This is a genomic window from Brevundimonas sp. (assembly GCF_035935935.1).
GTDB lineage: Bacteria > Pseudomonadota > Alphaproteobacteria > Caulobacterales > Caulobacteraceae > Brevundimonas.
The window spans coordinates 64,686-86,989 of sequence record NZ_DASYWO010000009.1 but is presented as its reverse complement, the minus strand read 5'-3'; the positions used below and the strand labels follow the sequence as shown (position 1 = coordinate 86,989).

Below are 22,304 nucleotides of genomic sequence, written 5' to 3'. Positions count from 1 at the left end.
ACAAGGATGCGGCCTGAGATTCTGTTCCCCCTGTTCGCCGAGGTCTCCACCCTGAAGGGCGTGGGCCAGAAGGTGCTGCCTCTGGTGCAGAAGATCGCGGGGCCGCTGGTGCGCGACCTGCTCTTCCTTGCGCCGACCGGCCTGATCCAGCGCCGCGCGATGACGGCGCAGACCGCGGTCGAGGAGGAGGTGGGCGTCTTCACGGTCGTCGTCGACCGCGTCATCGCTCCCGGCAAGCCCGGCGTGCCGCTCAAGGTCCGCGCGTCGGACGAAACCGGGTTCGTGCATCTCGTCTGGTTCGGCGGATCCGCCCAGCAGGTGGCGCGGCTGCTGCCGGCCGGCGAAACGCGCCGGGTTTCCGGAAAGGTCGAGCGGTTCAACGGCGAGGTGCAGATCGTGCACCCCGACGTTTATAGGATCGACGGCGAGGAGCAGCCCGCCGCCGCTGAGCCCGTCTACCCGGCGACGCAGGGTCTGTCCTCCCGCCAGATCCGCAAGCTGGTACAGCAGGCCGTGGACGCCGCCGCCGACTTGCCGGAATGGCAGGACCCGGCCTGGCTGGGGCACAATCGCTGGTCCGGCTGGCGACCGGCGATGGAGGCCCTGCACGCGCCGCAGTCTCCCCCTGAACTGGAGCCCGACGCCGCCGCACGCCAGCGCCTGGCCTACGACGAACTGCTCGCTCACCAGTTGGCCCTCGCCCGCCGCCGCGCCGCGCGACTGGACCTTGCCGCGCCGGTCATCGCGCCCGGCGCCTCTTCCGACGCGCTGCAGGCCGCCCTGCCGTTTCGGCTGACCGCGGCCCAGTCGCGGGCCGTGGCCGAGATCCGCGCCGATCTGGGCTCGGGCGCCCGCATGGCGCGGCTGCTGCAGGGCGACGTCGGCTCCGGCAAGACGGCCGTCGCCGCGCTGGTCATGGCCGACGCGGCCGCATCCGGCTTCCAGTCGGCGCTGATGGCGCCCACCGAGATCCTCGCCCGTCAGCATTGCGAGCGGCTTCAGCCGCTGCTGGCGTCCGCGGGGCTGACCGCCGTGCTCCTGACCGGTCGCGACACGGTTTCCCAGCGGCGCGCCGCGCTGGCCGCGCTGGCCGACGGCTCGGGTCACGTCGCCATCGGCACCCACGCCCTGTTCCAGGACGCGGTGGCCTTCCATCGCCTGGGCCTGGTGGTCGTCGACGAGCAGCACCGCTTCGGCGTCGAACAGCGCGCCCGGTTGCAGGCCAAGGGCGAGGGCGTGCACATGCTGACCATGTCCGCCACGCCCATTCCGCGGACGCTGGAACTGACGCGGTTCGGCGACCTCGAGGTCTCGCGCCTCGACGAGAAGCCGCCGGGCCGAACGCCCGTCACCACGGCGGTCCTGCCGATGGAGCGCCTCGATGAGGTCGCCGCCCGTCTGGGCCGGGCGGTCGCGGAGGGCGCGCAGGCCTACTGGATCTGCCCGCTGGTGGCGGAATCGGAGACCGGCGATCTGGCCGCGGCGGAAGCCCGCGCCGCCGACCTCGCGCGCAAACTGGGCCTTGAGGTCGGGCTCGCGCACGGTCAGATGCCCGGCGCGCAGCGGGAAGAGGTCATGCGCCGCTTCGCAGCCGGCTCGCTTCCCCTGCTGGTCGCCACGACGGTGGTCGAAGTCGGGGTCGACGTGCCCAACGCCTCGATCATGGTGATCGAGCGTGCCGACCGCTTCGGTCTGGCGCAGCTCCATCAGCTACGCGGGCGCGTCGGCCGCGGGTCGAAGGCCAGCTCCTGCATTTTGCTGTATGGAAGCGGTGAGCAAGGTTTGGGCGAAACCGCACGGGAAAGGCTGGAAATTCTTCGCAACACGGAGGACGGCTTCGAGATTGCGGAGGCCGACTTCCGCCTGCGGGGCGGCGGCGATCCCATCGGGCTGCGACAGTCGGGCTTTCCCGCCTACCGCTTCGCCGATCCCGTTCGTCACCGCGACCTGCTTCGCGCGGCGGCCGACGACGCACGGCTGATCCTCGGGCGTGATCCCGATCTGCAAAGCCCGCGAGGCCGTGCGCTTCAGGTATTGGAGGCGCTGTTCGACTGGCGCGACGGACGAACGTCCGACTGACCTCGCCACGCCGCGATCCGGGCCTCGACGTCGCGCTCAATGTCCCCATAAAACAGGTTGTATGGCATGGCTTTTCGGCGATCGGCCCAAGACCCGCCCCGCCGGAACGACTCGCCCCGAGCCTTCGTGTGACGCAGCAGGCCGTCGCGGCATTCGGCGGTGATCAGGCCGCCCTGCAGGGCGGGATGGGCTTCCCACTCCAGCCCTGTGGCGTTGGTCGCGCCGGCATGATCGCGGATTGCGGTCGGGCCGCCGTCGCGCACGCCACTGATCGGATTGACGCAGAGGGCCGCGCGACCGTCCAGGTCCACCAGCCGGCCGGCCTCGTCCCAGACCAGGGCCCGCCTCAGCCTGCGCCGTCCGGCTTCCCCGTCCTCGCCGATGGCGGAAAAGGCGACGATGCACCCGGCCTGCCGTCGCCGTGCACAGGGCGGGAAGGCAGGCGAGACGTCGTCCGCCGCGACCACGGCGTCGATGAGATAGGCGGCCGCCACCCGGCGAGCCAGGGCGGCGTCCGGTGCGACGCGTTCCTTCAACAGCCGGTCCAGCAGCTCCGCCCCCTGCTCCATGCCCGCCAGAACGATCGGGCCCTGCGGGTGCCGGGCCAGCCAGGCCTCGAAGGCCGCCTCCACGTCGCGGTAGGCGAAGGCCCGCGCTTCGCGCGCGTCGTCGCGCAGCGTCAGCCGCGCATAAAGGCTCGCCTGCCGGTACCTGGGGGCGCTGACCGGCCCGGCCTTGGCGAAGGGGCCGGCGTGGTTCGGCAGGACGACCCGCCTCAGGTGAGCATCGGCGGCGCGCTCGCCGATCGGCGCATTCCAGTGCGGGCCGCCGTCATAGGTGGTCGAATGCACGAAGAAGACGGGAACGTCCCCCGCCCCCGGCGCGCGGGCCTCATGCAGCGCCCATGCCGACTTCTGGCGATAATCCGGCGCCGGCGGCGGATCATAGGTCTGGAAAGGCACCTGCGGGTCCAGACCCGCACGCAGAATGTCGCCGCGCCACACCAGAGCCGCCGCCGTCAGAACGAACACGACCGCGAAACCGGCCCAGCCGACCCATTGCCGCCAGGTCAGCCGCGGTCCTCTCATCGATGCGGATCCGCCGTCATCAGGAAGTCCTGCACGTAGCGGCGCACACCCTCCTCCAGAGGCGTCGACTGCCCCAGGAATCCCGCCGCCCGCAGCCGGTCCATGCGGGCTTCGGTGAAGTACTGATACTTGTCGCGAATGCTTTCCGGCGTGTCGACGTAGGCGATGGCCGGCGCCGCGCCCGCGGCGGCGAACGTCGCGTGCGCCAGATCCAGGAAAGAACGCGCTCGCCCGGACCCCGCGTTGAAGACGCCGGACACGCCCGGCGTCTCCAGCAGCCACGCGATCACATCCACGACGTCGTCCACGAAGACGAAGTCCCGCATCTGGCCGCCGTCCGCGTAGTCGGGATTGTGCGAGCGGAACAGCGTCACGGTCTCGCCCGCCGCGACCTTGGGCCAGATCTGCGCCACGACCGACTTCATCGTTCCCTTGTGCCCCTCATTGGGCCCGTAGACGTTGAAGAACTTCAGCCCCGCCCACTGGCTGGGCGCGTGGCCCTCCTGCGCCTGGCGGACGGCGTACTGATCGAACAGGAATTTCGACCAGCCATAGGCATTCAGAGGCCGAAGCGACGACAGGCTCTCAAGGTCGTCGTCGTCCCCGAACCCCTGCGCGCCGTCACCGTACGTCGCCGCGGAGGAGGCATAGATCAGCCGCGCGTCCCTCAGGGCGCACCAGTCCCACAGGTCCCGCGACAGGCTGAAGTTGGTGCGCAGGATCAGGTCGGCGTCCGGCTCGGTCGTCGCGGAGATCGCGCCCATGTGCACCACCGCCTCGACTCGCTCGGCATGCCGCTCCAGCTTCTCGAACAGCTCTTCGGGCTGCCAGAAGTCGGCGATGCGATGTTTGGCGAGGTTCTTCCACTTGCCCAGCGCCGCGTCCTCCAGCCGGTCGCAGACGACGACGTCACGACGGTCCTCGGCGCACAGGCGCGCGACCACGTTGGAGCCGATGAAGCCGGCGCCGCCGGTCACCACGATCATGCGTCGGCTCATCCGGGGTCCTTCATCTTCTCGATGGTGCGGGTGGTCGAGAACCCGTCCTCGAACGTCGCCAGCCTGACCTCGCCGCCCCAGCTTTCGACCAGATCGCCGCCGACCACGCCCTCGCGGGTGTAGTCCGCGCCCTTGATCAGGACGTCGGGCCGCAGCCGTTCGATCAGCGCCAGCGGCGTCGGATCGTCGAAGCTGGTGACCCGGTCCACGCTGCCCAGACCGCCGATCACCACGGCCCGGCTGTCCAGATCGTTGATCGGCCGTCCCTCACCCTTCAGCCGCCGCACGGACGCGTCGGTGTTCAGCGCCACCACCAGCCGGTCGCACCACGACCGCGCTTGCGCCAGATAGGCCACGTGCCCGCGGTGCAGGATGTCGAAGCAGCCGTTGGTGAAGCCGACCCTGAGGCCCTGCCGCTTCCACCCCTCGACGACGTGCGCCAGCTCTTCCAGCGGCATGACCTTGGCATGCGCTCCCGCGGCGTGCTGGCTCATCTCCGCGTCGATCAGCTCGGCGGGCGAGACGGTGGCGGTGCCCGCCTTGCCCACCACCACGCCCGAGGCAAGAATGGCGAACTCGACGGCCGTCTCGAGCGGGGCGCCGGCCCCCAAGGCCAGCCCCAGGGCCGCCAGACCCGTGTCCCCGGCTCCGGACACGTCGAAGACCTCCCGGGCCCGGCCGGGGAAATGCCTGGCCGCCTCGCCGCGGCGCATCAGGCTCATGCCCTTGCCGGCCCGCGTCACCACGACCGCCTTGGCCGAGGTCGCCCGCAGCAGCGCCTCCAGCGCCGCCTCGACCTCGGCGTCGTCGCCCACCGGCAGCCCCGTGGCGCCCGCCAGTTCGCTGGCGTTCGGCTTGATCAGATCGACCGCGCCGTAGCGCGCGAAGTCGCGGCCTTTCGGGTCCACGATCACCGGAACGCCGGCCCTTCGACCCTCGTCGAGCGCCTCCGCGATGAGGGCGTCGCTGACCACGCCCTTCGCGTAATCGGACAGAAGCACGACGGAAGCACCGGAAAACGCTGCGCTGCCGGCAGCGGGCAGGGTCGAGGCTTCTTCGTCGAGACGCAGCAGTTGCTGGCCTGCGGCCACGAAGCGCGTCTTGACGACGGTGTTTGCCCCGGCCCGGCGCTCGACCGCATCCTCTATGCCGGCCTCGGCCGCGATCAGGGTCGCCAGTTCGTCGCCCGCCGCGTCACGGCCGGAGACCGCGCCAAGCCGCGCGATCCCGCCCAGAGCCGCCACGTTTCGGGCCACATTGCCGACGCCGCCGGGCATCGCCGTTCGCCGCCCGACCTTCAGCACGGGAATGGGCGCCTCGGGCGAGATGCGGTCCACCTCGCCGTAGACGTAGCGGTCAAGCATCAGGTCTCCGACGCAGGCCACTTTCAAGCCGCGCACGCGCTCCAGCAGCGCCTGCAGTCCGCCCAGGTCGAGGGTGCGTTCAGCCATGCCTCCGGCCTAACGGATTCAGGCCGCCTTCGCCATCCGGCTCTTGGTCAGGTCGTCATAGGCGATCAGTTCCGCCGCCAGTGCTTCAAACTGGTTCAGCGGCACCATGTTGGGGCCGTCCGAGGGCGCGTGGTCGGGATCCTGGTGCGTCTCCATGAAGACCGCGTCCACGCCGACGGCGACCGCGGCGCGCGCCAGCACCGGCACGAACTCCCGCTGGCCGCCCGAGGACGTCCCCTGCCCGCCCGGCTGCTGCACGGAATGGGTGGCGTCGAACACCACGGGGCATCCGATCTCCCGCAGCACCGGCAGGGCGCGCATGTCCGACACCAGGGTGTTGTAGCCGAAGCTGGCGCCGCGCTCGCACGCCATGACGTTCGGATTGCCGGCGCCCGTCACCTTGGCGATCACGTTCTTCATGTCCCAGGGCGCGAGGAACTGGCCCTTCTTGATGTTGATCGCCTTGCCGGTGGCGGCGGCGGCCAGCAGCAGATCGGTCTGGCGGCTCAGGAAGGCGGGGATCTGCAGGACGTCCACCACCTCGCCGGCGATGCGGCAGTGCTCCTCGGTGTGCACGTCCGTGAGCACCGGCAGGCCCAGGGTCTCGCGGATCTCGGCGAAGATCGGCAGCGACCCTTCCAGCCCGAAGCCGCGCGCCGCGGTCGCGCTGGTGCGGTTCGCCTTGTCGAAGCTGGTCTTGTAGATGATGCCGACGTTCAGACGCTCTCCGATCTCCTTCAGAGCGGTCGCCATTTCCAGGGCGTGCTGACGGCTTTCGAGCTGGCAGGGTCCGGCGATGAAGACGATCCGCTGGCCGCCGCCGATCGAGACGGGCCGGGTCAGGCCTTCCTTGATGTCGATGACGGCGTTCGGCTTCACGGGCGGACCCTTCTGAGTGAAATCTGGCGCGCAGATGCCGCGCCTATGCGGCGAACAGGTGGCGCGCGCCGTATCTGTGCGCAAGATGACACGACGGGAGGCCCGGTGACCACAGCGACTGCGACCGCGAAGCCCGTCATCGTCTGGTTCCGCCGCGACCTGCGGCTGGCCGACAATCCGGCCCTGTCGCACGCCGCGGCGACGGGCGCGCCGATCGTGCCGCTGTATGTTCTGGACGAAGGGTCGCGGGTCCGCCCGATGGGTGCGGCGTCGCTGTGGTGGCTCGACAAGTCGCTGCGGGCACTCGACGCGGCCCTCCGCGAGCGCGGCTCCCGTCTGATTCTCCGCCGCGGCGACGCCGAGGCCGAACTCCGCCGCCTCATCGAGGAAACCGGCGCCGACCGCGTCCACATGAACCGCCTGTGGGAGCCGGACGCGGCCGCGCGCGACGCGGACCTGGCCCACGCCCTGCAGGCCGACGGCGTCGAGGTGAAGGGCTGGAACGGGACGTACCTGGCCACCCCGGGCGCCGTCCGCTCGGGCGCTGGCGGGCCGTACAAGGTCTTCACTCCCTTTTCGAAGGCCCTCCTGAGCCAGGCGGCGCCTCCGGAGCACACCCTTGGCCCTCACAGGATCGACACCCCCCGCGCTACCCCGTCGGAGCGGCTCGACGACTGGCGACTGCATCCCACCCGGCCCGACTGGTCCACGGGTTTCGACTGGACGCCGGGAGAGGCCGGGGCCGTCGCCGCCCTGGGCCGGTTCGTCCGCCACGCCCTCGCCGACTACGCCGACGGCCGCGACCGGCCCGGCGACGCCCTGACCAGCCGGCTGTCGCCGCACCTGCATTTCGGCGAGATCAGTCCCTGGCGGGCCGTCGTCGCGGCAGAGAAGGCGGGGCCTCCGGGGCAGGCCGCGAAGTTCGTCACCGAACTGGTCTGGCGCGATTTCTCGGCGCACCTGCTGCACGCCTTTCCGCAGATCACGGACCATGCCTTCCGCCCGGAATACGACCGGATGCCGTGGCGCGCGGACGCGACGGGGCTGCGGGCCTGGAAGCGGGGCCTGACCGGCTATCCGCTGGTCGACGCCGGCATGCGCGAGCTCTGGCGGACCGGCTACATGCACAACCGCGTCCGCATGATCGTCGCCAGTTTCCTGATCAAGCATCTGCTGATCGACTGGCGCGAAGGCGAAACGTGGTTCTGGGACTGCCTGGTCGACGCCGATCTGGCCTCCAATGTGCAGAATTGGCAGTGGGTGGCCGGATCCGGCGCGGACGCGTCGCCGTACTTCCGCATCTTCAACCCGGTTGCGCAGGGGCGGAAATTCGATGCGGACGGTCGATACGTCAGACGGTGGATCCCTGAGATCGCCGGCCTTCCCGACCGCTGGCTGCACGCTCCCTGGGAGGCTCCCGCCGAAGTCCTCCGCGAGGCCCGAGTCCGCCTCGGCTCCACCTACCCCCGCCCGATCGTCGAGCATGAGGCCGCGCGAAAGCGCGCTCTGGACGCCCTCAAGTCCGTCGATCGCCATCGCGACGAGCGGGAGGATTGACGCATGACCGCCTCAGATCCCACCTCTTCCGGAATGACGACGACGACCGCCCTCGTCCCGACCGTCTCCGGCCGCACGCCACGGGTGTTCGGCCTGATGCTGCGCCTGCTGGCCGCCAACTGGACCTTCGGCCGCCTGCACGTCCTGCTGCCCAACGGGGAGCGGCACGTGCTGGAAGGGAAGCAACCCGGCCTGACCGCGACCCTGGACGTCAGGGATCACCGCTTCGCCCGGCGCGTCCTGGCCAACGGCGACATCGGCTTCGCCGAGGGCTACATGGCCGGCGAATGGGACAGCCCCCAGCTGGCGACCCTGCTCGAGACCCTGGCCCGCAACTATGACCACATCCGCCGGCTGTTCGACGGCAATCCGGTCATGCAGGCCGTCAACTGGGCCTCGCACCGGATGAAGCGCAACAGCCGCCGCGGCTCGCGCAAGAACATCCACGCCCACTATGATCTGGGCAACGGCTTCTACGCGGCGTGGCTGGACCCGACGATGACCTATTCGTCCGCGCGCTTCGAGGGCGCCGGATCGGACCTGGCCGCCGCCCAGCGCGCCAAATACGCCTCACTCGCCCGCCTGATGGACCTCAAAGCCGGCCACACGGTGCTGGAGATCGGCTGCGGCTGGGGCGGCTTCGCCGAGTTCGCCGCAAGGGAGGTCGGGGCCCGCGTCACCGGCGTCACGATCAGCCAGGAGCAGCACGACTTCGCCCGCAGACGCCTGTTCGACGCCGGTCTGGCCGACAGGACGGACATCCGGCTGATCGACTATCGCGACGTCGACGGCACATTTGATCGCGTCGCCTCCATCGAGATGTTCGAGGCCGTCGGTCAGGAGTACTGGCCCACCTATTTCGGCAAGATCCACGACGTCCTGAAGCCCGGCGGCCTGGCCGGCCTGCAGATCATCACCATTCAGGACGAGCTGTTCGAGGAATACGCCCGGCGCACGGACTTCATCCAGAAGTACGTCTTCCCCGGAGGCATGCTGCCCTCCGAAGACCGCCTGAAGCCCGTGATCGCGCGCGAGGGCCTGACGTGGTCCGCCGTCGAGCGCTTCGGCCAGGACTACGCCGAGACCCTGAAGCTGTGGGACCAGCGGTTCCAGAGCGTGTGGCCCGACATCCGCCGCATGGGCGGTTTCGACGAGCGGTTCCGCCGCCTGTGGCGCTTCTATCTCGCCTACTGCGAAGCGGGCTTTCGTTCGGCCCGTACCGACGTGATCCAGCTGGCGCTGACCCGCGCCTGACGGACTTGCCGCGGGGCGGCTTTTCCCCTATACGCGCCCGCTTTCCAGGGCCTCGGTCCCGGATGCGGAACACCAAAGGGTCGGGAAGTCGTCTCGGCCGCCGCTTCGGGAACCATCGTGGACGGACTTCCCCGGTCCGACCGTGCCGACGCCCCCAAGGGAGACTGCCATGGCTCTTTACGAGCACACGGTCATGTCGCGCCAGGACATCAGCGCGCAGCAGGCCGAAGCCCTCAACGACACCATCAAGGACCTGATCGAGCAAGGCGGCGGCTCCGTCGCCAAGATCGAGTACTGGGGCCTGCGCAACCTGACCTATCGGGTCAAGAAGAACCGCAAGGCGCACTACTCGCTGCTCGCCGTCGACGCCCCGCCGGCCGCCATGGCCGAGGTCGAGCGTCAGCTGTCCATCAACGAAGACGTCCTGCGCTGGCTGACGGTGAAGGTCGACGAGCTCGATCTGGAACTGTCGCCCCTGCTGGCCCGCCGCGAGCGCGAGCGTGAACGCGAGCGCGAACGCGCCCCGCGTGAAGACGCCGACGCGGAAGTCTCGGAATAAGGATCCCGATCATGACCGACACCACCCGTCCCGTCCCCGGCGCGCCCGTCGGCGCCGCCCCGGCCCGCCGCCCGTTCCACCGTCGCCGCAAGGTCTGCCCGTTCTCCGGCGCCAACGCCCCGAAGATCGACTACAAGGACGTCAAGCTCCTGCAGCGCTACATCTCGGAGCGCGGCAAGATCGTCCCGTCGCGGATCACCGCGGTGTCCCAGAAGAAGCAGCGCGAACTGGCCAAGGCCATCAAGCGCGCCCGCTTCCTCGCCCTCCTGCCGTACGTGGTGAAGTAAGATGAAGGTCGTTCTGCTCGAACGCGTCGAGAACCTCGGCGCCATCGGCGACGTCGTCACCGTCAAGGACGGCTTCGCCCGCAACTATCTGCTGCCGCGCGACAAGGCCCGTCGCGCCACCAGCGCCAACCTGAAGGCCTTCGAAGTCGAGCGCGCCGCCATCGAGGCCCGCAACGAGAAGAACAAGGCCGAGGCCCAGAAGATCGCCGACAAGATCGACGGCCAGACCTACGTCATGATCCGCCAGGCGGGTGAGACCGGTCAGCTGTACGGTTCGGTCGCCGGCCGCGACGTGGCCGAGGTCGTCCAGGCTTCGGGCGCGAAGGTCGAGCGCTCGCAGGTCGTGCTGAACACCGCGATCAAGACGCTGGGCGTCCACGAGGTGCCGGTCCGCCTGCACGCCGAGGTCTCCGCCACGGTCAAGATCAACATCGCCCGTTCGGAAGACGAGGCCGAGCGTCAGGCGCGCGGCGAGGACGTCATCGCCTCGCAGTTCTCCGACGAGCGCGCCGCGGCGGAAGAAGCGGCCCAGGACCTGATCGCCGGCGGCGCCGGTCAGCAGGAAGTCTACGAACAGGCCTGATCGGTCCGTTCCGCGAAACGAAGGCGCGTCCGCCGATGCGGGCGCGCCTTTTTTCATGCCCTAATTCCGCCGCCTACGACGGCGCAGCTTCGATGCCTGTCCGGGGGAGACCGACTTCCATGCATCGCCTCGCCGCTTTCCTGTCCGCCTGCCTGATCGCCGGCTCGGCCCTCGCGCAGTCGGCGATGACGCTCGACGACTTCGTGACCCGCGCGAACCGCATTCCGCTCAACGCCACGGCCATGTTGAATCCTGAGGCCCACCGCCTCAAGGGCGAGGCCGAGCGCGCCTTCAGAACCGTCGGCCAGGAAATCCGCGACGCCCGCGCCGCGGGGCGCACGCCGCCCGCCTGCCCGCCCGCACGGCTCAACCTCAATCCCCGGCAGCTCCTGGACTACTTCAACGGCATTCCGGCGGAGCGTCGTCGCCGCATGACTGTGACCGACGGCGTCCGCTCCTGGATCGCCTCGCGTCACCCCTGCCGCTGACGCGCATCCACAGGCGGAAGGCGTCCGCCCCCAAAGGAACGGGCGACCGATCCTGACGTGACCGGCGGGCAGGGGTAAACCTCGGCTCCCCATGAACGCCCTCGCCCCCATCACCCCCGAGCTGCCCGTCGTGGCCGCGCCTCCGCACAATCTCGAGGCGGAGCAGGCCTTGCTCGGCGCGCTGATGTTCGACAACGGCGTCTTCGAGCGCCTGTCCGACCGGCTGAAGGGCGCGCACTTCCACGAGCCCTTCCATCAACGGCTGTACGAGGCGATCGAGGATCACGTCCGGCAGGGCCTGCTGGCCGATCCCACGGTTCTGATGGAGCGGTTCAAGCAGGACCCCGCCTTCCAGCAGCTGGGCGGCGTCCGCTACCTGGCCGACCTGGTCGACCGAGCGCCGCCCGCGGCAAACGCCCCCGACTACGCCCGCGTGGTCTACGACCTGGCGCTGCGGCGCGAGCTGATCCGCATCGGCGGCGACATCATGCGCGAGGCGCCCGATCCGCAGACGGCCGCCATGGACCAGATCGAGCAGGCGGAGCAGTCGCTCTATTCCCTGGCGGAGACCGGAAAGCCGTCGTCCGGTTTCGTGGGCTTCTCCACCGCCCTCGCCGGCGCCGTGCAGATGGCCGCCGAGGCGTACCAGCGCGACGGCAAGCTGGCCGGCCTGGCCACGCATCTGGACGATCTCGACCAGAAGCTGGGCGGCCTGCACAAGTCCGACCTCCTGATCCTCGCCGGCCGCCCCTCCATGGGCAAGACGTCGCTGGCCACCAACATCGCCTTCAACATAGCCCGCAACTATCGCTACGAGCCTACGCCGGAAGGCCGCAAGACGGTCGAGGGCGGCGTCGTCGCCTTCTTCTCGCTGGAAATGAGCGCCGAGCAGCTCGCCATGCGCATTCTGGCGGACGCGTCGGGCGTGCCGTCCGACAAGCTGCGCAAGGGCGAGATCGACGCCGTCGACTACGGCCGCCTGCGCGACGCGGCGGTCGAGATCGGCGAAAGCCCGCTGTTCATCGATGCCACCGGCGGCCTGGCCATGTCCAAGCTGGCGGCCCGCGCCCGTCGCCTCAAGCGCATGGAACACGGGCTGGACGTCATCATCGTCGACTACCTGCAGCTGATCACGACCGGCGACGCCGGCGGCCAGAAGAACCGCGTGCAGGAAGTGTCGGAGATCACCGGCGGTCTGAAGGCTCTCGCCAAGGAGCTGAACGTCCCGGTCATCGCCCTGTCGCAGCTGTCCCGCCAGGTCGAAAGCCGCGACGACAAGCGGCCCCAGCTGTCCGACCTTCGGGAATCCGGGTCCATCGAGCAGGACGCCGACTGCGTGATGTTCGTGTACCGCGAGAGCTACTACAAGGAACGCACGGAGCCGCAGGAGGGCTCGCCCGAGCATCTCCAGTGGCAGGAGGACATGGACCGCCTGCGCAACATGGCCGAGGTCATCATCGGCAAACAGCGCCACGGCCCCATCGGCACCGTCCGTCTCAGCTTCGACGCCGACACCACGCGCTTCGGCAACCTCGCCCGCGACAACCGTTGGGACAACACCAGCTACGAATAGCGGCGTCTTCGCAGGTGCGGCATAAGGCGGGGATGAGCCTCGCCCGCCTGACCGTCGACCTCGACGCCCTCGCCGCCAACTACCGGGCGCTGGAAACCGTTTCGGGCGTCCCGGTGCATCCGGTCGTGAAGGCCGACGCCTATGGTCTGGGCGCCGCCGCGGTTGCGCGGCGTCTGATGCATGAGGGGGCGCGCACCTTCTTCGTCGCCCGCGCCGCCGAGGGCGAGGGCCTGCGCGCCGCGCTCGGTCCGGATGCCGTCATCTACGTCCTCGACGGCTGCGCGCCGGGTCGTGCTCCGCGGCTCAGGGACGCCGGGCTCAAGCCGGTGTTGAACTCAAACGATCAGCTGACCGAATGGCGTGCGGCGGGAGGCGGGCCCTGCGGCCTGCAGATCGACACCGGCATGAACCGTCTCGGCTTCCGGGTCGACGACGCTCCGGAAACCGTCGAGGGCGTCGATCTGGTTCTCAGCCATCTCGCCTGCGCCGACGAACCGGGCCACCCCATGAATCGCCTCCAGCGGGACGCCTTCGCGACGGTCGCGACGCGTTGGCCCCGCGCCGTCCGGTCGTTCTCCAATTCCGGCGGCTGCTTCCTCGGGCGCGACTTCGCCTTCGACGCCGTGCGACCCGGCATCTGCCTGTACGGCGGCGGGCCGGAAGGTCGTGCCGACGCGCGCATCCGCCCCGTCGCCACCTTCACCGCCGACGTCCTGCAGGTGCGAGACGTCCGCCCCGGAGAGAGCGTCGGCTATTCGCGGGGCTTCGTCGCCGATCGGCCGACGCGCATCGCCACCGCCGCGGCCGGCTATGCCGACGGGGTGCTGAGGTCCAACAGCCCCGCGGGCCGGGCGTTCGTCGGCGGCGAGCTTCGCCCGATCGTCGGCCGCGTGTCCATGGACGTCCTTGCCGTCGACGTCACCGGGCTGGACGTGGCCGTCGGCGACCAGGTGGAGCTGTTCGGGCCCAACCGACCGCTGGACGTCGCCGCCGCGGCCGCCGGCACCGTGGCCTGGGAGTTGCTCACGTCCGTCGGCGCCCGCATCCCCCGGGTTCACGTCTGACGACAGAAGCGGTCGCAGGCTCCGAACCCGCCCCTGCCCCGCGCGGCCGGACTGCTGTAAGCCGGTCTCATGGCGAAAGACTCCGCGATTTACGTCTGTCAGTCCTGCGGCGCGGTACACGCGAAGTGGTCGGGCCAGTGCGGCGCCTGCGGACAGTGGAACTCCATCGTCGAGGAGCGCCAGTCGGCCCCGCCCGGCGCGCTGAAGCCCGCCGCCACCTCGCGTTCGCGCGGTCTGCAGTTCGAAAGCCTCGAATCCGAAAACCCCGAGCCGCCGCGCATCCAGACCGGCGTGGCCGAGTTCGACCGCGTTTGCGGCGGCGGGATCGTGCCCGGCTCGGCGCTGCTGCTCAGCGGCGACCCCGGCGTGGGCAAGTCCACCCTGCTGCTCGACGTGGCCGGCCGCGCCGCCCAGTCAGGCCGTCGCGTCGCGTACATCTCCGGCGAGGAGGCGGTGGAGCAGATCCGCAGCCGGGCGCGTCGCATGGGTCTTGAGAAGGCCCCGGTCGAACTCGCTTCCGCCACGGCGCTGCGTGAGATCCTCGGCACGCTGAAGCGCGACCGCTTCGACGTCGTGATCGTCGATTCGATCCAGACCCTGTGGTCCGACGTGCATGAAGCGGGTCCCGGGTCGGTCACCCAGGTCCGTGCCTGCGCCAGCGAGATGGTGCGGCTGGCCAAGTCGGGCGGTCCGGCCGTCATCCTCGTCGGGCACGTGACCAAGGACGGTCAGGTCGCCGGCCCCCGCGTGGTCGAACACATGGTCGACGCCGTCCTCAGCTTCGAGGGCGAGCGGGGCTATCCCTTCCGCATCCTGCGCGCCGGCAAGAACCGCTTCGGCGCCACCGACGAGATCGGCGTCTTCGAGATGGGCGACTCCGGCCTGCGGCAGGTGTCCAACCCCTCGGCCCTCTTCCTCGGCGAGGGCAAGGACCGCGCGCCCGGCGCCGCCGTCTTCGCCGGGATCGAGGGCTCCCGCCCCGTGCTCGTCGAGATTCAGGCCCTGGTGGCCCCCAGCGCCTACGGCACGCCGCGCCGCGCCGTCGTGGGATGGGATTCCGGGCGTCTCGCCATGGTGCTGGCGGTTCTTGAGGCGAGGTGCGGCCTCTCGCTGGGGGACCGCGACGTCTATCTGAACGTGGCCGGCGGCCTGCGGATCAACGAGCCGGCCGCCGATCTGGCTGCCGCGGCCGCCCTGATCTCCTCCGCCGTCGACCAGCCCCTGCCTCAGGGCTGCGTGGTCTTCGGCGAGATCGGCCTGTCCGGCGAGGTGCGCGCCGTCGGCCGCGCCGAGGCCCGTCTGCGCGAAGCCGCCAAGCTGGGCTTCGACCAGGCGCTGTGCGCGCCCCTGCCCCAGGGCGCGGGCGGCGCCATGGACTGCCTCGCCGTGTCGCGGCTGGCCGAGGCGGTCGAACGAATCTCGCAGAGACGCTATTGATGCCGCGACACCCAAGGCGGAGCGCCGCGTGACCGGATACGACGTCTTCGTCCTGCTCGTCCTGATCGCCTCAGCGGCCGCCGGAGGCGTGCGCGGGGCCACGCGTGAGCTGATCACCCTGCTCAGCTTCGTTCTGGCCGCCTTCGTCACCCTGATCGCCCTGCCGCTGACGGCGCCGATCGGCCGTGGCCTTGTGGATCCGGACTGGGCCGGCGTGATCTTCGCGGCCCTGATCGGCTTCCTGATCGTCTACTTCGGCATCCGCATCTTCGGGTCGACCCTGTCGAAGCGCGCGCAGGCGCACCCTCATCTGGGCGGCGTCGACCGCGCCCTCGGCGTGCTGGTCGGCGCGGCGCGCGGCCTCGTGCTGGTCGGCGCCGTGCATCTCGTCATCGTCGCCGCCATGCCGGGCGAGCGCACGCCGGGCTGGCTGGGCAAGGCGGCGACCTGGCCGGTCAGCGCCGGCGCCGCGCGGCTGATCCAGATCGTCCTGCCCGGCATCGGGGCCGGTCTCGACGCGGTCACGCCGGTGGTCAATTCGTCCGTGCGCCAAGGTTTTTCCGGCGACGACGCCTTGCCCCGGACAGATTCCGGCAATACCTCGCGCCCTGCCGCCCCCAAGTAGTTTCCGCCGCCATCGGAGCCCCGACGATGTCGCATGCGATCGCCGATCCCGTCGTCCACCGGCCCCACTGGCGCGAAGCCGACGACGATCAGCTCAGGCTGGAATGTGGGGTCTGCGGCGTCTGGGGCGCGGACCGGGACGAAGGCTCCTCCGTCGTCGCCCTCGGCCTGCACGCCCTGCAGCACCGCGGACAGGAAGCCTGCGGCATCGCCAGCGTCCACGACCAGCGCTTCCACACCGAACGCCACATGGGACTGGTGGGCGAGGCGTTCGGCGGCGCCAATCTGGCGGAGCGGCTCCCCGGGTCGGCCGCCGTGGGCCACACCCGCTATTCCACCGCCGGCGGCAGCTTCCTGCGCAACATCCAGCCGATGTTCGCCGATCTGGACCAGGGCGGCATCGCCATCGCCCACAACGGCAACCTGACCAACTTCCATTTCCTGCACCGCCAGCTGGTCGGCGAAGGCGCCATCTTCCAGTCGACGTCGGACAGTGAGGTCATCCTCCACCTCATCGCCCGCAGCCGGAAGGCGAAGATCGTCGACCGCTTCATCGACGCCGTCTCACGCATCGAAGGCGGCTACGCCCTCGTCTGCCTGACCCGCACCAAGATGATCGGCGCCCGCGATCCGCTGGGCATTCGCCCGCTGGTGCTGGGCAAGGTCGGCGACGGATGGGTGCTGGCGTCGGAGACCTGCGCGCTGGACGCCATCGGCGCCGAGTTCGTCCGCGACGTCGAGAACGGCGAGGTCATCGTCATCGACCACGAGGGCCTGCGGTCGCTCAAGCCCTTCCCGGCCCGCCCCGCCCGCCCCTGCCTGTTCGAATACGTCTACTTCTCGCGCCCCGACAGCATCGTGAACGGCAAGTCCGTCTACGGGGTGCGCAAGCGCATGGGCGCCGGTCTGGCCCGCGAACACAGGGTCGAGGCCGACCTCGTCGTCCCGGTCCCGGACTCCGGCGTGCCCGCCGCGCTGGGATACGCGCAGGAAAGCGGCATCCCCTACGAGATGGGCATCATCCGCAGCCACTACCTGGGCCGGACCTTCATCCAGCCCAGCCAGGGCGCGCGGCAAAAGGGCGTGCGCATGAAGCACAGCCCCAATCGCGCGGTGCTGGAGGGCAAGCGGGTCGTGCTGATCGACGACTCCATCGTGCGCGGCACCACCTCGGTGAAGCTGGTTCGGGCCGTCCGCGCCGCCGGCGCCGCCGAGGTCCACCTGCGTTCCGCCAGCCCTCCGATCCTGTGGCCCGACTTCTACGGCATCGACATGCCCGAGCGGGACCAGCTCATCGCCGCCCGCATGTCGCTGGAGGAGATGACGAAGTATCTGGAGGTCGACTCGCTGGGCTTCCTGTCGGTCGACGGTCTGTATGAGGCCATGGAAGCCGGGCCGCGCGACGCGAAGAACCCGCAGTTCACGGACCACTACTTCACCGGCGACTACCCCACACGCCTGCTGGATCGCGAGATCGAGGAAGGCGGGCGCGAAGAATCCGGGCGGCAACTTTCCCTGCTGGTCAGCGCTTAAGCTGGCATGATCCAGCTCGGCTATTTCACGCTCGACACGCCCGACCTCGACAAGGCGCGCGCCTTCTACGGCGCGCTGTTCGGCTGGACGTTCGACGAGGCGGCCTCGCACGCCACCTACGCCCACGTCGCCGACAGCGATCCGCCCTTCGGCATCCGCGTGGGCCAGTGCAAGGTCTTCACCCACCTGTACTTCCGCGTCGAGGACGTCGCCGACCTGTGCAAGCGGGTCGTCGAACTCGGCGGCAAGGCCGAAGTGCCGTCGGAAAGTTCGACGGGCCTCTCGGTGTCGATCGTCGACGACCAGGGCGTGGGGGTCAGCCTGTGGCAGCCCAGGGCCGGCTTCTGACGCTGGCGATCCGCGTCGCGGGCGGCTATCAGCCCGCATGACTTCCGACCTCCCTCTCAAAGATCGCGTCGCCCTGGTCGTCGGCGCGTCGCGCGGCATCGGTTTCGAGGCGGCTCTCGCCCTCGCCAGGGCCGGCGCCCATGTCGTCGCCGCCGCCCGCACCCAGGGCGCGCTGGAAGAACTGGACGACGCCGTCTTCGCCGCGACCGGCCGGCACGCCACCCTGATCCCGTTCGACCTGGTGGACGGCGGCGCCATCGACCGCCTCGGCGGCGCCCTGTTCGAGCGGTTCGGCCGGCTGGACGTCTGGGTCAACGCGGCCGCCACGCTCGGCGCCGAAGGCCTGTCCCCGGTCAGCCACGCCGACCCCCGTCAGTTCGCCAAGGTCGAGAAGGTGAACTTCACCTCCGTGTACCGCCTGATCCGATCGCTGGAGCCGCTGCTGAAACAGTCGACGGCCGCGCGGGTGATCCACCTGACCACTTCCGTCGCGACGGCCCCGCGGGCCTTCTGGGGCGCCTATGCCGCGACCAAGGCGGGCGCCGAGGTGCTGATGAAGTGCTGGGCGGACGAGACCGAGACCATGCCCATTCGCATCTGCGTGCTTAATCCCGGCGCGATGCGCACCCAGATGCGGGCCCAGGCCTTTCCGGGTGAGGATCCGCAAACCCTGCCCCACCCGTCCGAGATCGGTCCCCTGATCGTCGACCTGGCCGATCCCACCCGCGAGCCGCCGCTGACCCTGAGCTTCAAGGACTGGCGCGACGGCCCGACGGCCAGCGCGCTGGTTTAGTCGCTCCCGTCGATCCTCCCGTTGGTCAGAACACGGGCTCCAAGGTCCATCCCGTCAGCCCCGCAAGGTGGAGACCCAAGGTGCGTTCGACCCCGGGCTCCGGAGACTGTCTCTGCCGATAGGCATAGCCCGTCGCGGGGCTCCATCCCTCCAGGATCCATTGAACGCCGTCGGGAAATGGCGAGCAGCCGCTGGGTGGAAGCGAAAAGAAGTCCGTGCGTTGCAGCACCTGTTCCAGGTTCGCCGCTTCCGCAGGACTTAGAACCCGATCGATCATCTCGTCCCCTCCGGACGTTTTGCGCTTTGCGATCATGTGCTGTCGACCGTCGGGCAGGGCATCGATCCGCACCACCACATCATCCCCAATCAGGCTCGGCAGGTAGGTCAGCCGCACCGACCGCCCCGCCCGTTCCGGCCTTCGAAAGAGCGAAGGCTCACGGAAGTCCGCCAACGCATCGGCGAACCCCTCCGCCTCGTCCGGCCCCATGGCAGGCCGCTCAATCCCGTGAACGATGCAGTCGGCCATTTCATCGGCCAGACCCACGGGAAAGTATTCCGTCCGCCGATTGCTCCACCAGCCGGCGAAAAGAGCGAACGCCAGCACGATCAGAAACAGCACCACGACCAGTCCGCGCGGCGCCGCCATCGCTACCTCCGGCTTCCGCCCTTCTGCCCCGTCCGAACCCTTCCCGACCGCGACACCTGGCGCGCACCGCCGCGGACGCCCTTGCCGACGAAGACGCCCGCCCCTGCCTTCTTCGACGCGCTGGCCTTCAGCCCGCCCAGCGGCTTCACCTTCGGCTTGGCGCCGGCCTTGACCCTGGCTTCCAGCGCCTTGCCCGGCAGCTTCGACGCCGCTTCGGCCTTCTCGGCCTTCTTCACCTTGCGCGGCGCCGTCTTCGCGTCGCCCTTGAACCGCTCCGGGCCCGACTTGGCGCCGCCCTCGGCATAGGGATTGGCGCTGCCCGACTTGACGGTCAGCCGGATCGGCGTGCCGGCCAGGTCGAAGCTCTCGCGGATCGAGTTGATCAGATAGCGCTTGTAGGTGTCCGGCATGGACGACGCGCGACTGGAGAACATCACGAACGTCGGCGGGCGCGCCTTGGTCTGCGCGATGTACTTCGGCTTGATGCGCTTGCCGTCGACGGCGGGCGGCGGATGGCGCTGGGTCGCCATGGCCAGCCAGTCGTTCAGGTCGCGGGTCTTCACCTTCACCGACCAGGTCTCATAGGCCTGGATGATCGCCGGCATCAATCGGTCGACCCCGCGCCCGTTGTGCGCCGACAGGGCCACGAACGGCGTGCCGCGCAGCTGCGGCAGCTTCTCCTCGGCCAGCCGCTTCAGCTCGGCCAGCTTCGCCTGCGGCTCTTCCTCAAGATCCCACTTGGACGCCACGTAGACCAGCGCCCGGCCCTCGCGCTCGACCAGATCGGCCAGTTGCAGGTCCTGAATGTCGAAGGCGTTGTCCTTGTCCATCATCAGGACCACGACCTCGGCGAAGGTCAGCGCCCGAAGGGTGTCTGCGACCGACAGCTTCTCCAGCTTCTCCTGCACCCGGGCCTTGCGGCGCATGCCGGCGGTGTCGACGAAACGGATCGGACGGCCTTCCCACTCCCAGTCCACCGAGATCGAGTCGCGCGTGATGCCCGCCTCGGGCCCGACCAGCAGACGGTCCTCGCCCAGCAGACGGTTCACCAGCGTCGACTTGCCCGCGTTCGGCCGGCCGATGACGGCGATGCGGATCGGCTTGTCGGCCTCTTCCTCTTCCTCGACGAAGACGTCGGCGGAGGCGGCCAGAACGGCGGCGTACAGGTCCGCCATGCCCTCGCCGTGCTCGGCCGACAGGGCCACCGGCTCGCCGAAGCCCAGCGCGTGCGCCTCGCCCACCCCGCCGCCGCTCTCCCGGCTCTCGGACTTGTTGGCCAGCAGGACGACCGGCTTGTGCACCTTCCTCAGGCGGTCGGCGAAGATGCGGTCCAGCTGCGTCACGCCCTCGCGCGCGTCCATCATGAACAGGATCAGGTCCGCGTCGTCGATCGCCAGCTCGGTCTGCTCGCGCATCCGGGCTTCCAGACTCTCGTCGGTGACGTCCTCGTACCCGGCGGTGTCGATCAGGGTCAGATCGATGTCGCCGATGTTCCCTTGGGCATAGCGGCGGTCGCGGGTGACCCCCGGCCGGTCGTCGACCAGCGCCAGACGCTTGCCCACCAGCCGGTTGAATAGGGTCGACTTGCCCACGTTGGGCCGACCGACGATGGCGACTTTGATGGCCATGACGCCGATCTAAACCCGTTTGGACGCGAGGCGAAGCCGGATCAGCGGATGCTGACCAGCTCGCCGCTGTCCGTGACCACGATCAGGGCGCCGTCATAGGCGATCGGCGCGACGTAGGCGGGCGAACCCAGACGCAGCGTGCCCTCGGTCGCGCCCGTCTTCGGGTTGAGCGCCACGGCCTCGCCGTCCGAGTTGACCAGCACCAGCCGGTTCGACGCCAGGATCGGCCCCGCCCACGACGGACGGACGGTGCGGTCCCAGAAGCCCAGGAAGCCGCCCACCTGACGCACGCGCCCCTCGTTCAGGTCGCGCGTCCAGTAGACCTGACCGCTCTCGCGGTTGATCACCGTCAGCTGGCCCGCCTTCGACACGACGTAGACCACGTCGCCGACCGGCAGGGGGGCCTGCACGCCGCCGATCGGCAGCTGCCAGCGCGGCTGACCCGACCGTGCGTCCAGCGATCCGAGGATGCCCGAGTGGCTGACGGCGTAGACGAAACCGCGCGAGATCACCGGCCGACCCGCGATGTCGCGTACTTCCGACAGGGCGCTGGTGCGGCTGGTGCGCGACAGTTCGCGCTGCCACAGCGGCTGGCCGTTGGAGGCGCGCAGGGCCAGCAGCTCGCCCGACGAGAACGGAGCCACGACCGTGTCGCCCGTCACCGCCGGCGCCGACGCCAGCATGATGCGCGCCGGTTCGACGATGCCGCGATACGACCACGTCTGCTGGCCGGTGTTGGCGTCGAAGGCGATGATCTGGTTGTCCACGTCGACGACGTAGACCCGGCCCCCGGCGACGGTCGGCGCGCCATGGATCGGCACGTCGACGCGGGACTGCCAGACCACCGCGCCGGTCGCGGCGTCCAGCGCCGTCATAGTGCGATAACCGGAGGAGACGAACACCCTGCCGCCGACCGTGGCCACGCCGCCGCCGAAGCCGCCGCGTTCACGCCCTTCCGGACGCAGGTTCACCCGCCAGATCTGGCCGCCGTTGCGCGCGTCGACCGCCGACACGACCGTCTCGCCGTCCATGACGAAGATGCGGCCGCCCTCGGCGACGGGCGGGGCCATGACCTGGCTGGTCCGACCGGCGCCCGCGCCGATGTCGCGGCGCCAGGCGATCTGGAAATTCTGGGCGGCGATGACGTGCTCGACCGCACTGTCGGCCGTACCGCCCGGATTGGGCCACGACGCGACGGCCTGCGGCCCGGGCAGGAAGAAGTCGCGGCCGGCGAGCGCCGCGGACGGGGCCAGGGCCTGATCGAACTCGATGACCGGAATGCGCTCGCCGGCGCTGGCGACGCTTTCCGCCTCGGGGCTGCGCCCGAGGTTGAAGGGCAGGACCCGCTGAACCGTGCCGCAGCCGGCGACGACGAGGGCCAGACCGGCGACCGCGCCGACCTTGAACAGGCGATCCATGGGCATGCTCTCGAAAG

The 22,304-nt window shown here is 70.0% G+C and carries 21 protein-coding genes; 14 read left to right on the top strand and 7 right to left on the bottom strand.

Translation table 11 applies throughout. The annotated features are described in order from the left end of the window. The first annotated feature begins 6 nt into the window (after positions 1–6). Complete coding sequence (recG, locus tag VGR32_RS09585) at positions 7–2,079, top strand: ATP-dependent DNA helicase RecG (protein WP_327450060.1); 2,073 nt, start codon at positions 7–9, stop codon at positions 2,077–2,079. On the opposite strand, the gene VGR32_RS09580 is transcribed toward recG, so the two are convergent. Genes VGR32_RS09580 through kdsA form a run of 4 tightly spaced genes read right to left on the bottom strand, consistent with a single transcriptional unit; the run spans position 2,028 to position 6,495 of the window. Next, entirely contained in the window at positions 2,028–3,167 is a 1,140-nt protein-coding gene (locus VGR32_RS09580) for a DUF3089 domain-containing protein (RefSeq protein ID WP_327450058.1), read from the bottom strand. The two genes, recG and VGR32_RS09580, sit on opposite strands and share 52 nt — an antisense overlap. Beyond that, positions 3,164–4,165: an ADP-glyceromanno-heptose 6-epimerase gene (rfaD, locus tag VGR32_RS09575; RefSeq protein ID WP_327450056.1), complete on the bottom strand. Its 1,002-nt coding sequence runs from the start codon at positions 4,163–4,165 to the stop codon at positions 3,164–3,166. Before rfaD ends, VGR32_RS09580 begins: the two co-directional genes overlap by 4 nt. After that, on the bottom strand, positions 4,162–5,616 hold the full coding sequence (gene rfaE2 / locus VGR32_RS09570) for a D-glycero-beta-D-manno-heptose 1-phosphate adenylyltransferase (protein WP_327450054.1): 1,455 nt from the start codon (positions 5,614–5,616) through the stop codon (positions 4,162–4,164). Before rfaE2 ends, rfaD begins: the two co-directional genes overlap by 4 nt. An 18-nt stretch (positions 5,617–5,634) precedes the next feature. Next, the gene (gene kdsA, locus VGR32_RS09565; protein ID WP_327450052.1) at positions 5,635–6,495 is read right to left on the bottom strand and encodes a 3-deoxy-8-phosphooctulonate synthase; all 861 of its coding nucleotides are present in this window, start codon (positions 6,493–6,495) and stop codon (positions 5,635–5,637) included. 105 nt (positions 6,496–6,600) lie between these two features. Here kdsA and VGR32_RS09560 point away from each other — a divergent pair, with 105 nt between their 5' ends. From VGR32_RS09560 to VGR32_RS09500, 13 genes are all read left to right on the top strand, one after another. Then, on the top strand, positions 6,601–8,052 hold the full coding sequence (locus VGR32_RS09560) for a deoxyribodipyrimidine photo-lyase (protein WP_327450050.1): 1,452 nt from the start codon (positions 6,601–6,603) through the stop codon (positions 8,050–8,052). A gap of 33 nt (positions 8,053–8,085) precedes the next feature. Further along, positions 8,086–9,306: a class I SAM-dependent methyltransferase gene (locus tag VGR32_RS09555; RefSeq protein WP_414642911.1), complete on the top strand. Its 1,221-nt coding sequence runs from the start codon at positions 8,086–8,088 to the stop codon at positions 9,304–9,306. Between the two features lie 169 nt (positions 9,307–9,475). Continuing rightward, complete coding sequence (gene rpsF / locus VGR32_RS09550) at positions 9,476–9,865, top strand: 30S ribosomal protein S6 (protein ID WP_125257068.1); 390 nt, start codon at positions 9,476–9,478, stop codon at positions 9,863–9,865. Between the two features lie 11 nt (positions 9,866–9,876). Beyond that, positions 9,877–10,152 carry a 30S ribosomal protein S18 gene (gene rpsR / locus VGR32_RS09545; protein WP_327450047.1) on the top strand — a complete coding sequence of 92 codons (276 nt, stop codon included), beginning with the start codon at positions 9,877–9,879 and terminating at the stop codon, positions 10,150–10,152. Between the two features lies 1 nt (position 10,153). Continuing rightward, complete coding sequence (gene rplI, locus VGR32_RS09540) at positions 10,154–10,735, top strand: 50S ribosomal protein L9 (protein ID WP_327450045.1); 582 nt, start codon at positions 10,154–10,156, stop codon at positions 10,733–10,735. 119 nt (positions 10,736–10,854) lie between these two features. Next, positions 10,855–11,223 carry a hypothetical protein gene (locus tag VGR32_RS09535; RefSeq protein ID WP_327450043.1) on the top strand — a complete coding sequence of 123 codons (369 nt, stop codon included), beginning with the start codon at positions 10,855–10,857 and terminating at the stop codon, positions 11,221–11,223. A gap of 91 nt (positions 11,224–11,314) precedes the next feature. Beyond that, entirely contained in the window at positions 11,315–12,796 is a 1,482-nt protein-coding gene (locus VGR32_RS09530) for a replicative DNA helicase (protein ID WP_327450041.1), read from the top strand. A 32-nt stretch (positions 12,797–12,828) separates the two neighbouring features. Further along, positions 12,829–13,860, top strand: coding sequence for an alanine racemase (alr, locus tag VGR32_RS09525; RefSeq protein ID WP_327450039.1), 1,032 nt, complete (start codon positions 12,829–12,831; stop codon positions 13,858–13,860). A 69-nt stretch (positions 13,861–13,929) separates the two neighbouring features. Beyond that, positions 13,930–15,297 carry a DNA repair protein RadA gene (gene radA / locus VGR32_RS09520; protein ID WP_327450037.1) on the top strand — a complete coding sequence of 456 codons (1,368 nt, stop codon included), beginning with the start codon at positions 13,930–13,932 and terminating at the stop codon, positions 15,295–15,297. 28 nt (positions 15,298–15,325) lie between these two features. Then, complete coding sequence (locus VGR32_RS09515) at positions 15,326–15,922, top strand: CvpA family protein (RefSeq protein WP_327450035.1); 597 nt, start codon at positions 15,326–15,328, stop codon at positions 15,920–15,922. 26 nt (positions 15,923–15,948) lie between these two features. Then, complete coding sequence (gene purF / locus VGR32_RS09510; protein WP_327450033.1) at positions 15,949–17,454, top strand: amidophosphoribosyltransferase; 1,506 nt, start codon at positions 15,949–15,951, stop codon at positions 17,452–17,454. Positions 17,455–17,460: 6 nt separating this feature from the next. Beyond that, complete coding sequence (locus tag VGR32_RS09505; RefSeq protein ID WP_327450031.1) at positions 17,461–17,802, top strand: VOC family protein; 342 nt, start codon at positions 17,461–17,463, stop codon at positions 17,800–17,802. A gap of 37 nt (positions 17,803–17,839) precedes the next feature. Next, positions 17,840–18,595, top strand: coding sequence for an SDR family NAD(P)-dependent oxidoreductase (locus tag VGR32_RS09500; protein ID WP_327450029.1), 756 nt, complete (start codon positions 17,840–17,842; stop codon positions 18,593–18,595). Positions 18,596–18,620: 25 nt separating this feature from the next. Here the strand turns inward: VGR32_RS09500 and VGR32_RS09495 are convergent, their stop codons facing one another. From VGR32_RS09495 to VGR32_RS09485, 3 genes are read right to left on the bottom strand one after another with little or no spacing between them, the layout of a single operon-like run. Beyond that, a complete protein-coding gene (locus VGR32_RS09495) occupies positions 18,621–19,241 on the bottom strand; it encodes a hypothetical protein (RefSeq protein WP_327450027.1) in 621 nt (206 codons plus the stop codon). A gap of 2 nt (positions 19,242–19,243) precedes the next feature. After that, positions 19,244–20,869 (bottom strand): ribosome biogenesis GTPase Der, encoded by a 1,626-nt coding sequence (gene der, locus VGR32_RS09490; protein WP_327450025.1) that lies wholly within the window; start codon positions 20,867–20,869, stop codon positions 19,244–19,246. Positions 20,870–20,910: 41 nt separating this feature from the next. Further along, positions 20,911–22,293, bottom strand: coding sequence for a PQQ-like beta-propeller repeat protein (locus tag VGR32_RS09485; protein ID WP_414642906.1), 1,383 nt, complete (start codon positions 22,291–22,293; stop codon positions 20,911–20,913). Between the last annotated feature and the right edge of the window lie 11 nt (positions 22,294–22,304).

What these genes read in the sequence shown, in the direction of transcription:
- recG (WP_327450060.1), top strand. Translation starts at nt 7, where the DNA reads ATGCGGCCTGAGATTCTGTTCCCCCTGTTCGCCGAGGTCTCCACCCTG.
- VGR32_RS09580 (WP_327450058.1), bottom strand. Translation starts at nt 3,167, where the DNA reads ATGAGAGGACCGCGGCTGACCTGGCGGCAATGGGTCGGCTGGGCCGGT.
- rfaD (WP_327450056.1), bottom strand. Translation starts at nt 4,165, where the DNA reads ATGAGCCGACGCATGATCGTGGTGACCGGCGGCGCCGGCTTCATCGGC.
- rfaE2 (WP_327450054.1), bottom strand. Translation starts at nt 5,616, where the DNA reads ATGGCTGAACGCACCCTCGACCTGGGCGGACTGCAGGCGCTGCTGGAG.
- VGR32_RS09555 (WP_414642911.1), top strand. Translation starts at nt 8,086, where the DNA reads ATGACGACGACGACCGCCCTCGTCCCGACCGTCTCCGGCCGCACGCCA.
- rpsF (WP_125257068.1), top strand. Translation starts at nt 9,476, where the DNA reads ATGGCTCTTTACGAGCACACGGTCATGTCGCGCCAGGACATCAGCGCG.
- rpsR (WP_327450047.1), top strand. Translation starts at nt 9,877, where the DNA reads ATGACCGACACCACCCGTCCCGTCCCCGGCGCGCCCGTCGGCGCCGCC.
- rplI (WP_327450045.1), top strand. Translation starts at nt 10,154, where the DNA reads ATGAAGGTCGTTCTGCTCGAACGCGTCGAGAACCTCGGCGCCATCGGC.
- VGR32_RS09535 (WP_327450043.1), top strand. Translation starts at nt 10,855, where the DNA reads ATGCATCGCCTCGCCGCTTTCCTGTCCGCCTGCCTGATCGCCGGCTCG.
- VGR32_RS09530 (WP_327450041.1), top strand. Translation starts at nt 11,315, where the DNA reads ATGAACGCCCTCGCCCCCATCACCCCCGAGCTGCCCGTCGTGGCCGCG.
- alr (WP_327450039.1), top strand. Translation starts at nt 12,829, where the DNA reads ATGAGCCTCGCCCGCCTGACCGTCGACCTCGACGCCCTCGCCGCCAAC.
- radA (WP_327450037.1), top strand. Translation starts at nt 13,930, where the DNA reads ATGGCGAAAGACTCCGCGATTTACGTCTGTCAGTCCTGCGGCGCGGTA.
- purF (WP_327450033.1), top strand. Translation starts at nt 15,949, where the DNA reads ATGTCGCATGCGATCGCCGATCCCGTCGTCCACCGGCCCCACTGGCGC.
- VGR32_RS09505 (WP_327450031.1), top strand. Translation starts at nt 17,461, where the DNA reads ATGATCCAGCTCGGCTATTTCACGCTCGACACGCCCGACCTCGACAAG.
- VGR32_RS09500 (WP_327450029.1), top strand. Translation starts at nt 17,840, where the DNA reads ATGACTTCCGACCTCCCTCTCAAAGATCGCGTCGCCCTGGTCGTCGGC.
- VGR32_RS09495 (WP_327450027.1), bottom strand. Translation starts at nt 19,241, where the DNA reads ATGGCGGCGCCGCGCGGACTGGTCGTGGTGCTGTTTCTGATCGTGCTG.
- der (WP_327450025.1), bottom strand. Translation starts at nt 20,869, where the DNA reads ATGGCCATCAAAGTCGCCATCGTCGGTCGGCCCAACGTGGGCAAGTCG.
- VGR32_RS09485 (WP_414642906.1), bottom strand. Translation starts at nt 22,293, where the DNA reads ATGCCCATGGATCGCCTGTTCAAGGTCGGCGCGGTCGCCGGTCTGGCC.